This is a genomic window from Saccharopolyspora flava (assembly GCF_900116135.1).
GTDB classification, from domain to species: domain Bacteria; phylum Actinomycetota; class Actinomycetes; order Mycobacteriales; family Pseudonocardiaceae; genus Saccharopolyspora; species Saccharopolyspora flava.
The window spans coordinates 606,045-620,159 of record NZ_FOZX01000002.1; the positions used below are offsets into that span (position 1 = coordinate 606,045).

Annotated in this window: 11 protein-coding genes; 2 read left to right on the forward strand and 9 right to left on the reverse strand. The window is 71.7% G+C overall.

Translation table 11 applies throughout. The annotated features are described in order from the left end of the window. Nucleotides 1-3: 3 nt before the first annotated feature. Nucleotides 4-984 (forward strand): o-succinylbenzoate synthase, encoded by a 981-nt coding sequence (locus tag BM424_RS09690; RefSeq protein WP_093415460.1) that lies wholly within the window; start codon nt 4-6, stop codon nt 982-984. 215 nt (nt 985-1,199) lie between these two features. Here BM424_RS09690 and BM424_RS09695 read toward each other — a convergent pair whose 3' ends face one another. From BM424_RS09695 to BM424_RS09725, 7 genes are all read right to left on the reverse strand, one after another. Further along, the gene (locus tag BM424_RS09695) at nt 1,200-1,994 is read right to left on the reverse strand and encodes an SRPBCC family protein (protein ID WP_093415462.1); all 795 of its coding nucleotides are present in this window, start codon (nt 1,992-1,994) and stop codon (nt 1,200-1,202) included. Nucleotides 1,995-2,207: 213 nt separating this feature from the next. Then, nucleotides 2,208-3,062, reverse strand: coding sequence for an FAD binding domain-containing protein (locus BM424_RS09700; protein WP_093415463.1), 855 nt, complete (start codon nt 3,060-3,062; stop codon nt 2,208-2,210). Next, nucleotides 3,059-5,488: a xanthine dehydrogenase family protein molybdopterin-binding subunit gene (locus BM424_RS09705; protein ID WP_093415465.1), complete on the reverse strand. Its 2,430-nt coding sequence runs from the start codon at nt 5,486-5,488 to the stop codon at nt 3,059-3,061. The genes BM424_RS09700 and BM424_RS09705 overlap by 4 nt, the downstream gene beginning before the upstream one ends. Then, on the reverse strand, nt 5,485-6,051 hold the full coding sequence (locus BM424_RS09710) for a (2Fe-2S)-binding protein (protein ID WP_093415466.1): 567 nt from the start codon (nt 6,049-6,051) through the stop codon (nt 5,485-5,487). The genes BM424_RS09705 and BM424_RS09710 overlap by 4 nt, the downstream gene beginning before the upstream one ends. Nucleotides 6,052-6,176: 125 nt before the next feature. Further along, the gene (locus BM424_RS09715) at nt 6,177-7,295 is read right to left on the reverse strand and encodes an XdhC family protein (RefSeq protein ID WP_093415468.1); all 1,119 of its coding nucleotides are present in this window, start codon (nt 7,293-7,295) and stop codon (nt 6,177-6,179) included. A gap of 54 nt (nt 7,296-7,349) precedes the next feature. Then, nucleotides 7,350-8,492 carry a vWA domain-containing protein gene (locus tag BM424_RS09720; RefSeq protein ID WP_093415469.1) on the reverse strand — a complete coding sequence of 381 codons (1,143 nt, stop codon included), beginning with the start codon at nt 8,490-8,492 and terminating at the stop codon, nt 7,350-7,352. Nucleotides 8,493-8,669: 177 nt separating this feature from the next. Continuing rightward, the gene (locus BM424_RS09725) at nt 8,670-9,533 is read right to left on the reverse strand and encodes an AAA family ATPase (protein ID WP_093415471.1); all 864 of its coding nucleotides are present in this window, start codon (nt 9,531-9,533) and stop codon (nt 8,670-8,672) included. An 87-nt stretch (nt 9,534-9,620) separates the two neighbouring features. Here BM424_RS09725 and BM424_RS09730 point away from each other — a divergent pair, with 87 nt between their 5' ends. Continuing rightward, nucleotides 9,621-10,187: a suppressor of fused domain protein gene (locus tag BM424_RS09730; RefSeq protein ID WP_093415762.1), complete on the forward strand. Its 567-nt coding sequence runs from the start codon at nt 9,621-9,623 to the stop codon at nt 10,185-10,187. A gap of 67 nt (nt 10,188-10,254) precedes the next feature. On the opposite strand, the gene BM424_RS09735 is transcribed toward BM424_RS09730, so the two are convergent. Then, entirely contained in the window at nt 10,255-12,249 is a 1,995-nt protein-coding gene (locus BM424_RS09735; RefSeq protein ID WP_175548004.1) for a glycoside hydrolase family 84 protein, read from the reverse strand. 140 nt (nt 12,250-12,389) lie between these two features. Then, on the reverse strand, nt 12,390-14,024 hold the full coding sequence (gene groL / locus BM424_RS09740) for a chaperonin GroEL (protein ID WP_093415472.1): 1,635 nt from the start codon (nt 14,022-14,024) through the stop codon (nt 12,390-12,392). Nucleotides 14,025-14,115: the final 91 nt, after the last annotated feature.

Sequence of the window (14,115 nt, forward strand, 5' to 3'; positions counted from 1 at the left end):
GGTATGGCGAGCTTCGATCCTGCGGCGTTGGACGCGGTCCGGGTGTACGCGTTGCCGATGCGCAACCGGTTCCGGGGGATCACCGTGCGGCGCGGGGTGCTGATGTCGGGTCCCGCCGGGTGGGGTGAGTTCTGCCCGTTCGAGGACTACGACGACGCCGGTGCCGTGCCGTGGTTGCGGGCCGCGCTGGAGGCGTGCACCGAGACCTGGCCGGAGCCGGTGCGGGACCGGATTTCGGTGAACTGCACGGTGCCCGCGGTGTCCGGTGAGAAGGCGCGGGAGATCGTGGCGGCCTCCGGCTGCCGGACCGCGAAGGTCAAGGTCGCCGATCCGGGGCAGTCCGCCGCCGACGACCTGGAGCGGGTCGCGGCCGTGCGGGACGCGCTCGGGCCCGGCGGGGCGATCCGGGTCGACGCGAACGCCGCGTGGGACGTCGACACCGCGATCGAGCGGATCCGCGAGCTCGACAAGGCCGCCGGGGGCCTCGAGTACGCCGAGCAGCCGTGCCCGAGCGTCGAGGAGCTGGCCGCCGTGCGGCGCAAGGTCGACGTGCGCATCGCCGCCGACGAGAGCATCCGCCGCGCCGAGGACCCGCTGCGGGTGGCGGTGGCCGGGGCCGCCGACGTGGCGATCATCAAGGCCACCCCGCTGGGCGGGGTCCGCCGGGCGCTGCGGGTCGCGGAGGCCTGCGGGCTGCCGTGCGTGGTGTCCTCGGCCGTGGAGACCAGCGTCGGCCTGTCCGCCCAGCTCGCGCTGGCCGGCGCCCTGCCGGAGCTGCCGTTCGCGTGCGGCCTGGGCACGATGGCGCTGCTCGACGGCGACGTCGTCACCGACTCGCTGATGCCCGAGCAGGGCGCGCTGCCGGTGCCCACCGCACCCCCGGAGCCCGACCCGGCGCTGGTCGCGGCCGCCACCCCGCCCGCCGACGTGCAGCGCTGGTGGCTCGACCGGATGAGCCGGGTCGGCGCCCTCCTGGAAGCGTGAGTTCCGCGGTACCCCACCCACGTCAGGCAAGCACCGAAGGTGCTTTCTCAGTACCCCGAGCAAGCAACCGGCACCGCCGCGGGTTCTGAGCGCCTTCGTGGCGAGTACGCCGTGACGCCGTGTATTGGACATACATAAGGAGCGGCGCACGGAGTCCACGAAGGCGCTCAGGTTCCGCCACCCGCACCGCTGAGCAGGGCGACCAGAGAACTAGATCAAGCCGCGCGCTTGCGGGCGCGGCGCTTCTTGAAGCGGCGCAGGACGACGAAGGCGACGAGCAGGCCGATGGCGGCCGGGGCGATCCGCTTGAGGACCGGGGCTCCGGCGGTGCCCAGCAGGTCGATCGCCTCGTCGTTGGCGGCGGGCGCGGCGGCCGGGGACGCGCTCGACTCGGCCGGGGTGACCCGCCAGCTGGTGTCCTTGCGCGCCGACGCCGACCCCACCGCGGCACCGGCGGCGGCCGCGCCCGCAGCGGCGGCGGTGCCGTTGCCGCTGGAACCGCTGGGTGCCTCGGTGCTCTTCGACTCGGTGGCCGAAGCCGATTCCTGGGCGGCCGGGGCCTCCTGCTCCGACTCCAGCTTCTTGGCGAGGTTGTCGGCGAACTGGTTGAGGATCTTGCCGCCGACCTCGGAGATCAGGCCCCGGCCCAGCTGGGCGGGCTTGCCGGTGACCTTGAGGTCGGTGTCGACCGTGCCGTGGGTGGTGCCGTCCTGCTCGGTCAGGTTCACCACGACCGTCGCGGCCGCCGTGCCCGCGCCGCGGGAGTCCTTGCCGCTGGCGTCGATGACGAGCTTGCGGCTCTTCTCGTCGACGTCCTTGAAGACGCCGGTTCCCTTGTACAGCAGGGTGACCGGGCCGAGCTTGACCTTCACCGATCCGGCGAACTCGTTCCCCTCGGCCTTGGTCAGCGTGGCGCCGGGCATGCACGGAGCGACCGCCTCGGGGTCGGTCATCGCCTTCCACGCCGCATCGATCGGCACCGGAACGCTGAACGTGTGCTGCATCTCCACTGGAAGGTCCTCCTGGTTGACCGTGCTCGGCTCAGGCGCAGAGCCGTCGTTGAGTCTGAAGCTATAACGCAGTCCGCCCACCAGCCTCCCAGGCCGGACGGCGCGCCGGTAGCCCGTTCGGCGCAGCGAGGCGGACCACCCGCCCACAAGAACGATTCGGGCCTGGCGACGATTCCTCGGAACCGCCGCCAGGCCCGGATCGGTTGATCGCGATCAGCCGCCGGCCGCCGCCAGCACGGCGCGACCGGTGAGCACCTCGGCGAGGTGCTCCCGGTAGTCGGCGTCGGCGCTGGAATCGCCTGCCGCGCTGGTGCCTTCGGTGGCGTGCCGGGCCGCTTCGCGCACCGCTTCGGCGGTGGCCTGCTTGCCGACCAGCGCCTGCTCGACGCCCATCGCCCGGATGGGGGTCGCGCCCATGTTGGTCAGCCCGATGCGCGCCTCGGCGATCGCCCCGCCGGAGACCCGCACCGCGGCGGCGACGCCGACGATCGACCACGCCTGGGCGACGCGGTTGAACTTCTCGTAGTGGGCGTTCCAGCCGGTCCACTTCGGCATCCGCACCTCGACCAGCAGTTCCGAGGGTTCGAGGGCGGTGGTGAAGTAGTCGACGAAGAACTCCGACGCCGGGACGGTCCGGCGGCCGGTGGGCCCGGCGATGACCATCTCGCAGTCCAGCGCGAGCGCCGGGGCCGGCAGGTCACCGGCCGGGTCGGCGTGCGCCAGCGAGCCGCCGAAGGTGCCCCGGTGGCGCACCTGCGGGTCGGCGACGGTGCGGGTGGCCAGCGCGATCAGCTGGGCGTGCTGCCGGATCAGCGGATCGCGCTGCACCTCGTAGTGGGTGGTCATGGCCCCGATGACGAGCCGGTCGCCGTCCTCGCGGACGCCCCGCATCTCCGGGATGCGGCCGACGTCGACGATCGTGCCGGGGTCGGCCATCCGCATCCGCAGCACGGGCAGCAGGCTCTGCCCGCCGCCGAGCACCTTGGCGTCCTCGCCGGCCGCGGCGAGCGCGGCCACCGCCTCCTCGACGGTGGAGGGCGCGGTGTATTCGAACTGGGCCGGGATCACTGGACACCTCCGGGGTTCATCGAGCCGAGTCCGCCGCCCGCTTCGGGCGCGGTCTTCCCGGACGCGCGAGCGCCGGTCATCGCCCGCCACACGCGCTGCGGCGAGCAGGGCATCTCGACGTCGTTGACGCCCATCGGGCGCAGCGCGTCGACGATCGCGTTGACCACCGCCGGGGTGGAGGCGATGGTGCCCGCCTCCCCCACGCCCTTGACGCCCAGGGCGTTCGAGGTCGCGCGGGTCTCGGTGCGGTCGGTGACGAACTCCGGCAGGTCGGCCGCCGAGGGCACCAGGTAGTCGGCCAGGGTGCCGGTGGTGAGCGTGCCGGTCTCGTCGTGGACGGCCTCCTCGAAGAGCGCCTGCGCGATGCCCTGGGCGAGACCGCCGTGCACCTGGCCCTCCACGATCAGCGGGTTGATCACCGAGCCGATGTCGTCCACGCACACGTACTTGCGGATCTTGACCTGCCCGGTCTCGGTGTCCACCTCGGTGGCGCAGAGGTGGGTGCCGTGCGGGAAGGAGAAGTTCTCCGGGTCGAACGTGGCGTCGGAGTCGAGGTTCGGCTCCACCCCGTCGGGCAGGTCGTGCGCGGCGAACACCGCGAGCGCGACCTCGGCCATGCCCACGCCCCGGTCGGTGCCGCGGACGCCGAACTTGCCCGCGGTGAACTCGAGGTCCTCCTCGGCGCACTCGAGCATGTGCGCGGCGATCGGCCGGGCCTTGTCGATGACCTTGTCGGCGGCCGCGACGACGGCCATGCCGCCCACGGCCAGCGACCGGGACCCGTAGGTGTCCATGCCGCGCGGCGAGACCTGGGTGTCGCCGTGCAGCACCTCGACGTCCTCGAACGGCACGCCGAGCCGCTCGGCCACGATCTGGCTCCACGCCGTCTCGTGCCCCTGCCCGTGCGGGGAGGAACCCGTGACGACCTCGACCTTGCCGGTGGGCAGCATCCGGATCGCCGCGTGCTCCCAGCCGCCCGCGCCGTAGGACAGCGAACCCAGCACCCGGGACGGCGCGAGGCCGCACATCTCGGTGAACGTGGAGATGCCGATGCCCAGCTGGACGGGGTCGTTCTCGCGGCGGCGGCGCTCCTGCTCCTCGCGCAGCGAGGTGTAGCCGAACAGCTCCATCGCCTTGTCGGTCGCGGCCTCGTAGTTGCCCGAGTCGTAGGTCAGCCCCGCGACGGTGTCGTACGGGAACTCCTCGTGGGCGATCCAGTTCTTGCGCCGCACCTCCATCGGTTCCATGCCCAGCTCGGCGGCCAGCTCGTCCATCATCCGCTCGATGCCGAAGGTGGCCTCCGGGCGTCCGGCGCCGCGGTAGGCGTCGGTCGGCGTCTTGTTGGTGAACACGTTGGTGCAGCTGAAGTGGTACGCCGGGATCTTGTAGATCGAGTTGAACATCAGCGCGCCGAGGATCGGCACGCCGGGCGTGACCAGGCGCAGGTAGGCGCCCATGTCGGCGAGGAGTTCGACCTTGAGCCCGGTGATCCGGCCGTCGCGGGTGGCCGCCATCGACAGCTTCTGGATCTGGTCGCGGCCGTGGTGCGCCGAGACCATCGACTCGGAGCGGGTCTCGGTCCACTTGACCGGGCGGCCGAGCCGCTGGGCCATCACGAACGCGAGCACCTCCTCCGGCGTGACCTGCAACTTCCCGCCGAAACCGCCGCCGACGTCGGGGGCGATGACGCGGATCTTGCCCTCGGGCACGCCGAGCGTCATGGCGAGCATGACGCGCAGGATGTGCGGGACCTGGGTGGCCGACCAGACGGTGATCTGCTCACCGGTCGGGTCGACGACGACCGAGCGCGGCTCCATGAACGCCGGGATCAGCCGCTGCTGCCGGAAGGTCCGCTCGACGCGCACCTCCGCGCTCGACAGCGCCTGCTCGACGTCGCCCCCGGTGCCGGCCTCGGCGGAGTCGAAGGTCCACACGGCGTTGGTGTTGGTGCCCAGGTCCTCGTGGACCAGCGGCGATCCGGCCTGGATCGCCGAGGGCATGTCCAGCACGACCGGCAGGTCCTCGTAGTCGACGTCGATGGCGTCCATCGCGTCGCGGGCCTCAGCGGCCGAGCGGGCGGCGACCATCGCCACCGCCTCACCGGCGAAGCGCACCTCGTCGACGGCCATCGCCGGGGCCGCCGGGGCCTTCATGTCCTCGGTGATCGGCCACGCGCAGGGCAGGCTGCCCTGGACGTCGGCGATGTCGCGCCCGGTGACGACCGCGACGACGCCGGGGGACTTCCTGGCCGCCTCGGTGTCGATCGAGGTGATCTTGGCGTGCGCCATCGGCGAGCGCAGGATCGCCAGGTGCAGGGTTCCGCTGGGCGCGAGGTTGTCGGTCCAGCGCGTGCGGCCGGTGATCAGCCGCGCGTCCTCCTTGCGCTTGCGGGAACGACCGAGTTCCGGCTCTGCCACAGCGGTCATGACTGGCGACCTCCCGTTGCCTCGGCACCGGTCCGCTCGTCGGCGGGCCTGCGCTGCATGGGCGTGTCGTCGGTGTGCTCGGCCGCGGGCCCGGCGCCGGGTTCCATGCGCTGGGCGGCGTCGCGCACCGCTCGGACGATGTTCTGGTAGCCGGTGCAGCGGCAGAGGTTTCCCTCCATGCCTTCGCGCACGGCCTGCTCGTCGGGTTCGGGCACCTCGGCCAGCAGGTCCAGGGCCTGCATGATCATCCCGGGGGTGCAGTAGCCGCACTGCAGGGCGTGGTTGTCGTGGAAGGCCTCCTGCAGCGGGTGCAGCTTGCCGTCCTGGGACAGCCCTTCGATGGTGGTCACGTCGTGGCCGTCGGCCTGCACGGCCAGCACGGAGCAGGACTTGACGCTGTGCCCGTCCATGTGGACGGTGCACGCACCGCAGTTGCTGGTGTCGCAACCGATGACGGTGCCCGTCTTGCCGAGCCGCTCGCGCAGGTACTGCACGAGCAGCGTTCTCGGTTCCACTTCGTCGGTGTACTCGGTGCCGTCTACGTTGACGGTGATGCGGGGCATGGAACGGCCTCCTCGCCAGGAGCGTTCGGGAACGCGACTGTCCGCCGAGTGACGGGTGTCACTCGGCTAGAGGGTCCTACTCCGTCCCGGCGAGAGCAAGAGGACCCGGCGAGGGGTGCGCGCGCTCAGTCGTGGTGGTGGATCGGACCCTCCACGTCCGAAAGCCTCACACCGCGGCCGCCCCAGCGCAGCGCGATCAGCTCGGCGGCGATGGACACCGCGGTCTCCTCGGGCGTCCTGGCACCGAGGTCGAGGCCGATCGGCGAGGACACCCTGGCCAGCTCCTCCTCGGTGACGCCTTCCTCGCGGAGCCGCTGCATGCGGTCCTCGTGGGTGCGGCGTGAGCCCATCGCGCCGATGTAGCCGACGTTCTGGCGCAGCGCCTCCTTGAGCACCGGCACGTCGAACTTCGGGTCGTGGGTGAGCACCATGACGGCGGTGCGCTCGTCGAGCCTGCCCTGCTCGGCCTGGTCGGCGAGGTACCGGTGCGGCCAGTCGACGACCACGTCGTCCACGCCCGGGAAGCGGCTGTTGGTGGCGAACACCGGGCGGGCGTCGCACACCGTGACCCGGTAGCCGAGGAACCCGCCCATCCGGGCCATCGCGGCGGCGAAGTCGATCGCGCCGAAGACGAGCATCCGCGGCGGCGGCTCGAAGGAGTTGACGAACACCCGCATGCCCTCGCCGCGGCGCTGGCCCTCCGGGCCGTACTCGATGACACCGCTGCGCCCGCTGGCGAGCATCCCGCGCACGTCGTCGACGACCGCGTCGTCGATCCGGCTGGAACCGAGCGTGCCGCGCACCCGCTCCCGCCAGATCAGCAGGTGGGTGCCGACCTGGGACGAGTCCGGGTGCTCGACGACGGTGGCGACCGCGACCGGCTCCTCCGCGCGCACCGAGGCTGCGACCTCGTCGAGATCGGGGAAGGTCTCGCGATCGATCCGCTCGACGAAGACGTCGAGGATGCCGCCGCAGGTCAGGCCCACCGCGAAGGCGTCGTCGTCGCTGACGCCGTAGCGGCGCAGCACCGGTTCCGATCCCTCCAGGACCGTGGTGCCCTCCTCGTAGACGGCGCCTTCCACGCACCCGCCGGACACGCTGCCGACGGCCTCACCGTCCTGGGTGACGAGCATCGAGGCGCCCGCCGGACGGGGCGCGGAGCGGAAGGTGGCCACCACGGTGCCCAGCCCGACGGACTCGCCGGCCTCCCAGCGCTTGGTCAAGTCGTCCAACACGTCACGCACAGCACACCTCCACGGGCCTCACCGGCCCCGTTCAAGCATCCACCCGGGCCGGTGTCAGGCGAAACCGGCCGGTGCGCCGGGGAGCTGCTCCCCGGACTGGGAAAGTCCGCGAACCCATGACCAGATGTCTTCCAGCGACCTCAGACTGTGACCGGCCACCATTCGGTCAACGTGCGGGAGGGCCGCCACAATTCCGGATTGCACGGGTTGATATCCGTCGTGCCCGGCGTGCGGGTTCGCCCAGATCACTCCCCGGGCCAGGCGGCGCAGCCTGCGCATCTGCTCGGCCAGGTCGGAGGCGTCGCCGCGCTCCCACCCGTCGGAGAAGAGCACCACCACCGAGCCGCGCGCCATGCCGCGCTGGCCCCACCTGTCCAGGAACACCCGGAGAGTGTCACCCAACCGGGTGCCTCCGGAGAAGTCGGGGACCGCTCGGGACGCCGCCTGCAGCGCCGACTCCGCGTCGCGCTGCCGCAACTGCCTGGTCACCCGCGTCATCCGGGTCCCCAGCGTGAACACCTCGGTGCTCGCCGGGGACCGGCGGACCACGACGTGCGCGAAGCGCAGCAGGGCGTCGGCGTACGGGCTCATCGAACCCGAGACGTCGATGAGCAGCACGACCCGGCGGGCCCGCCGGGAGCGGCGCTGGCGCGGCAGGCGCACCGGCTCGCCGCCCGAGCGCAGCATCGCCCGCAACGTCGCCCTCGGGCTCAAGGCACCGCGCTTGCCCGGCTCGCGCCGCAGCGCCGGGCGCGTCGGCGGGTCGGGGCGCAGCACCGCCAGCATCCGGCGGAGGTGGTCGCGCTCGGCGGCGCTGAGCTCGGTGACGTCCCGGTTGCGCAGCACCTCCGCGTCGCTGGCGGCCGCGGCCAGGGGGTTGTCCCCCTCGCCTTCGCCGTCGGCGCCCTCGGCGGTCAGCGCCGCGATCTTGGCCTGCCGCGCCACCGGCTGCCCCGGCTGCTCCACCGGCATCGGATCGGTGCTGAACCAGGTCGCGAACGCGGCGTCGTAGCGGGGGACGTCATCGGGCTCGGAGCACAGCGTCAACCGCCCGGCCCAGTACACGTTCTCCCGCTCGTCGACCCCCACCTGCTCCACGGCCGACAGGAAGCTCTGCACCCGGTTCGGCCCCACGGCCATCCCCGAGTGCCGCAAGGCCCGAGCGAACCCCACCAACCCGGTCACGGTCTCCACCACGCACCTCCTCTGCTCACCTGGGGTTTCACGATTACCGCCGTAATCCGCCCACGGAATACCGCCGTAATCGGGGACCCGAATACCGCCGTATTCCGGTCCCCGAAAACCGCCGTAACCGGGGACCGGAATACCGGAGTAATCCGGTCACCCCGAGGTGGACGGGCACGGGAGTCCGGGTCAGGGGGCGAGGACTCCGGAGGACTGGACTCGTTCCGCGTCCTCGCGGTACTTGAGGACCGCGCCGAGGGTGGTGGCGGCGGTTTCGGTGTCGAGGGAGTCCGCGCCGAGGGCTTGGAGGGCCTGGGTCCAGTCCAGGGCTTCGGCGACGCCCGGGGGTTTGAGGAGTTCCATCTGGCGCATCCGCTGGAGGGCCGCCGCGACCTGCTCGGCCAGGCGTGCGTCCACGCCCGGGAGCCGACGGCGCAGGATCGCGACCTCGCGCTCCAGGCCCGGGTGCTCCAGCCAGTGGTAGAGGCAGCGGCGCTTGAGGGCGTCGTGGACCTCGCGCGTGCGGTTCGAGGTGAGGATGACGATCGGCGGCTCGGCGGCGCGCACCTCGCCGTACTCCGGGATGCTCACCGCGTACTCCGACAGCACCTCCAGCAGGAACGCCTCGAACTCGTCGTCGGCGCGGTCGATCTCGTCGACCAGCAGCACGCACGGCGCCTCCTGCAACGCCCGCAGCAGCGGCCTGGCCAGCAGGAATCGCGGCGTGTACAGGGAGGACTCGGCGGCGTCGGCGTCGAGCTCACCACCGGACGCGGCCTCCAGGGTCCGCAGGTGCAGCAGCTGCCGGGGGAAGTCCCAGTCGTAGAGCGCCTGGGCGGCGTCGATGCCCTCGTGGCACTGCAGGCGGATCAGGTTCACGCCGAGCGCCACCGACAGGGCCTGGGCGAGCGCGGTCTTGCCGGTGCCCGGTTCGCCTTCGGTGAGCAGCGGGCGCCGCATGCTCATCGCCAGGAACGCCGCGGTCGCGATCCCGTCGTCGGGCAGGTACCCGGTCTCGTCCAGCGCCGCCGCGACCTCGGCCGGTGATTTCATCTCGAGAGCGTCAGCCACACCCCGAGCCTATTCGACCGCACGGCATCACCCCATAGGATGCGCGTCGGTCCGATCAAGAGGTGGTGCATGAGCAGGTTCCAGGGGTTCCCGGCGCACGTGGAGAAGCACGTCGGGAGGGTTCGGGGCGCCGACAGCCGCAGCGCCGGAGGGCGCGAGCGCGCCTACAACCTCGTGTACTGCGACCACTACGACGACGCGCACGTGACCGTGCTGACCAGCGGACTCCGCGAGCACACGGCCGGGGCGCCGCTGCCGCAGGAGCTGCTGTGCACGCTGCGCCGCGACCAGGAGATCTACGCCAAGCACCTGGTGGGCGTGGTCGCCGAGCTGCTCACCGAGTCGCGGGCGCGGGTCGGCTACGGCGCGCTGATCATGAACGACCGGGTGCTGCTGCCCGACACGGCGATCGCGGGCGCGCTGGCCGCGCCGCACCCCTACCTCGGCGACGAGTTCGACGTGCTGCTCGACGCCGGGGAGCCGGTGCTGCAGCTGATCACGCTCATCCCGATCACCCGGGCGGAGTCCCAGCTGGTCGCCCGCTTCGGCCGGGACGCGCTCTACGACCGGTGGGAGGCGGCGGAGACCGATCTCGTCGACATCTTCCGCGAGGACGTGGGCACGGGACGGTTTTAGCCATAATTGTCCGGGCAAAACGGACATTGATCATGGGTGATTATGGCTAAAACTGTCCCCTGCCAAGTCACCGCATACCGGGAGCCTGGGCGATGAAGGTGTCCAGGACCCCGTCGGCCACGAGGACCTGGCCCGCGGGGCGGACCTCGGCGGTGGTGGTGCGGATGCGCTGGGCCGCGTCGACGGCCCAGCGGGCCTCGTCGAAGCGGGCCTTGGCCATCGCCTCGTCGCCCGAGGCGCGGGCCTGGAGCCCGTCGGCCGTGGCGAGCAGCGCCTGACCCCACTGGTCGGTGGCCGCCAGCCAGTGATCGGTGTCGGTGACGAAGTCCTTCGGCGCCCCGGCCCGGATCTGCCGCGGCGCGGTGGCGACGACCTCGGCGTAGGCGCGCAGGTCGCGAACCGCCGCACCGCGGTCACCACCGGCCCACGCCGCGCGGAACGCGTCGAGGCGGCGCGAGAGCTCCGGCGCCGGCGGCAGCCAGGCCGAACCGTTGGCGACCGGAGCCATGTGCTCCAGGTCGAAGAACGCCAGCAGTGCCTCCGCCGTCTTCGGATCGGCCTGCAGGCCCGGGTCGTCCCCGGCGAACCGCTTGCCCGCCAGGTACTCGGCGGCCTGCCGCCACGACCGCTGCGGGTCGAAGTCCTCGTCGTTCCAGGAGAAGTCGGCCGCGCCCAGCTCCACGACCTTGCTCGCCGCGGCCTGGTTCATCGGGTTCACGACGTCACCGGCGAGCTGCTCGCTGAGCCCGCGTTCCCGCTTGTCGTAGGAGCCGAGCATGATCCGGCCGCGCGACCCGTTGAAGTCGTTGACCGGGTAGTTGTCCCACAGGAACACCTTCCGGCCCCACACCCGCTCGGCCTGCTGCGCGTCGGAAACGGTGATCTGGCGCGGGATCACGCCGTCGCCGGTCCACATCACCCGCACCCGCGGGTCCAGGACCTCGCGGATCGCCGTCTTGTACTCGGAGTCCTCGACGTCGGAGTACTCGGTCGGCACGAACTGCAGCGGCGCCACGTCCCGGTGGGTGTCGACGAACTCCCGCTGCACCCGGTTGAGCAGGTCGGCCTGCGCGCGACCGGCCGCGCCCTCCGACGGGCGGCCGTAGGCCCGCTCGTCGCCGTCGCAGTTCCAGCGCGTGTAGGAGATGTCGTCCAGCGGCAGCGAGAAGTCGCGGACGCCCTCGTCGTACATGGCCTGCAACTTCGCCTGCAGCGCCTGGAAGTCGCGCGGATCGCTGTAGCAGATGGAGTTGCCCGGCGAGAGCGCGAAGGTGAACTTCACGTGGTGCGCCCGGGCCTGACCGATCAGCTCGCGGACCTCGCCGATCTCCCGCTCCGGGTAGGGCTCGCGCCACTTCTCCCGGTGGTACGGGTCGTCCTTGGGCGCGTAGATGTAGGTGTTGAGCTTGACGTCGCCGTAGAACGCCAGCTGGTCCATCCGCTCCTGGTGCGTCCACGGCGGGCCGTAGAAGCCCTCGATGGCGCCGCGCAGCGGCATCGCCGGGCGGTCCAGCACGCCGACGCCGGCGATGCGGCCGGGCGAGGCGAGCTGCCGCAGCGTCTGCACGCCGTAGTAGGCGCCCGCCGGGTCGGAGGCGCCGATGAACACCTCGGCGTCGGCGTCCGGCCGCACCGCGAGCACGTAGGCCTCGTTCTCCATCGGCACCGGCGCGCCCATCCGGGCCTCCTGCAGGCCCTTGACCACGGTCGGCGCGGTGCGCTCGCCGATCCGCACCCGCAGCGCGGCGTCGTCGGCGGGCGCGCCCGGCTCGCGGATCTCGACGTCGTCGGCCCCGGCGAGCTCGAAGACCTGCTTGGCGAGGTCCCGGGTCGGCTCGTCGACCAGCGGGTCGACGACGATCTCGACCTTGCCGCGGACCGCGACGTCGTCGCCGAGGCGGTCGATGCTCTCGGGCTGCGGCACGACCGACGGCAGGCCCTCACCGGGCAGCGCGTCGGAGCTCTGCGGCGCGGGCTGCTCCGGCGGCGCGGAGTTCGTGCATCCGGCCAAGGCCATCACCCCGGCCACGCACACCGCGAACGACCTGGCAAAACCGCGCATCGAGCTCCCCATCCCATCCAACGTCGACGTCCCAGTCCAACACACCCGGGTGTGCCCCGAACGGGTCACCTGCCCGGGTGGCGCGAAGACGAAGGGCCGCCCCCTGGTGGGGACGGCCCTTCATCAGCTGCGGGGTGGGATCAGAAGCCCATGCCACCCATGCCGCCGGTCGGGTCGGCGGCCGCGGCCGCGTCCCCGCCCTTCTCCGGCTTGTCCGCGACCACGGCTTCGGTGGTCAGGAACAGCGCGGCGATCGACGCGGCGTTCTGCAGCGCCGAGCGGGTGACCTTGGCCGGGTCGATGACGCCGGCCTGGACCAGGTCCTCGTACTCGCCGGTCGCGGCGTTGAGGCCGTGGCCGGAGGTCAGGCCCTTGACCTTCTCCGCGACGACGCCGCCCTCGAGACCGGCGTTGACCGCGATCTGCTTGAGCGGGGCCTCGACGGCCAGCTTGACGCTGTTGGCGCCGGTGGCCTCGTCGCCCTCGAGCTTGAGACCGTCGAACGCGGTCTGGGCGGCCTGCAGCAGGGCCACGCCACCACCGGCGACGATGCCCTCCTCGACGGCGGCCTTGGCGTTGCGGACCGCGTCCTCGATGCGGTGCTTGCGCTCCTTGAGCTCGACCTCGGTGGCCGCACCCGCCTTGATGACGGCGACGCCGCCGGCCAGCTTGGCCAGGCGCTCCTGCAGCTTCTCGCGGTCGTAGTCGGAGTCCGAGCGCTCGATCTCGGCGCGGATCTCGTTGACCCGGCCGGCGATCTGCTCGTCGTCACCCGCACCCTCGACGATGGTGGTCTCGTCCTTGGTCACCACGACCTTGCGGGCCTGGCCCAGCAGGCTCAGGTCAGCGGTGTCCAGCTTCAGGCCGACCTCTTCGCTGATGACCTGACCACCGGTGAGGATGGCCATGTCCTGCAGCATCGCCTTGCGGCGGTCGCCGAAGCCCGGGGCCTTGACGGCGACGGACTTGAAGGTGCCGCGGATCTTGTTGACCACCAGGGTCGACAGGGCCTCGCCCTCGACGTCCTCGGCGATGATCAGCAGCGGCTTGTTGGCCTGCATGACCTTCTCCAGCAGCGGGAGGAGGTCCTTGACGTTGGAGATCTTGCTGCTCAGCAGCAGGATGTACGGGTCGTCGAGGACGGCCTCCATGCGCTCCGTGTCGGTCACGAAGTACATCGAGATGAGGCCCTTGTCGAAGCGCATGCCCTCGGTGAGCTCGAGCTCGAGCCCGAAGGTGTTGCTCTCCTCGACGGTGATGACGCCTTCCTTGCCGACCTTGTCCATCGCCTCGGCGATGAGCTCGCCGATCTGGCGGTCGCCGGCGGAGATCGCGGCGGTGGCGGCGATCTGGTCCTTGGTCTCGATCTCCTTGGCGTTCTTGAGCAGCTGCTCGGCGATCGCCTCGGTGGCCTTCTCGATGCCCTTCTTCAGGGCGATCGGGGAGGCGCCGGCCGCGACGTTGCGCAGGCCCTCGCGAACCAGGGCCTGGGCGAGCACGGTGGCGGTGGTGGTGCCGTCACCCGCGACGTCGTCGGTCTTCTTCGCGACCTCCTTGACCAGCTCGGCCCCGATCTTCTCCCACGGGTCCTCGAGCTCGATCTCCTTGGCGATCGAGACGCCGTCGTTGGTGATGGTCGGCGCGCCCCACTTCTTCTCGAGCACGACATTCCGGCCCTTGGGGCCGAGCGTCACCTTGACGGCGTCGGCGAGGGTGTTCATGCCGCGCTCAAGACCGCGGCGGGCGTCCTCGTCGAACGCGATCATCTTGGCCATTGCGGTGTGGTCCTCCACCTGTCTGGACGCCGACGGTGCACACTGGTGGTGCACGACGGCAGGACTCTGCTCGGCCAGGCTCGGTGCCCGC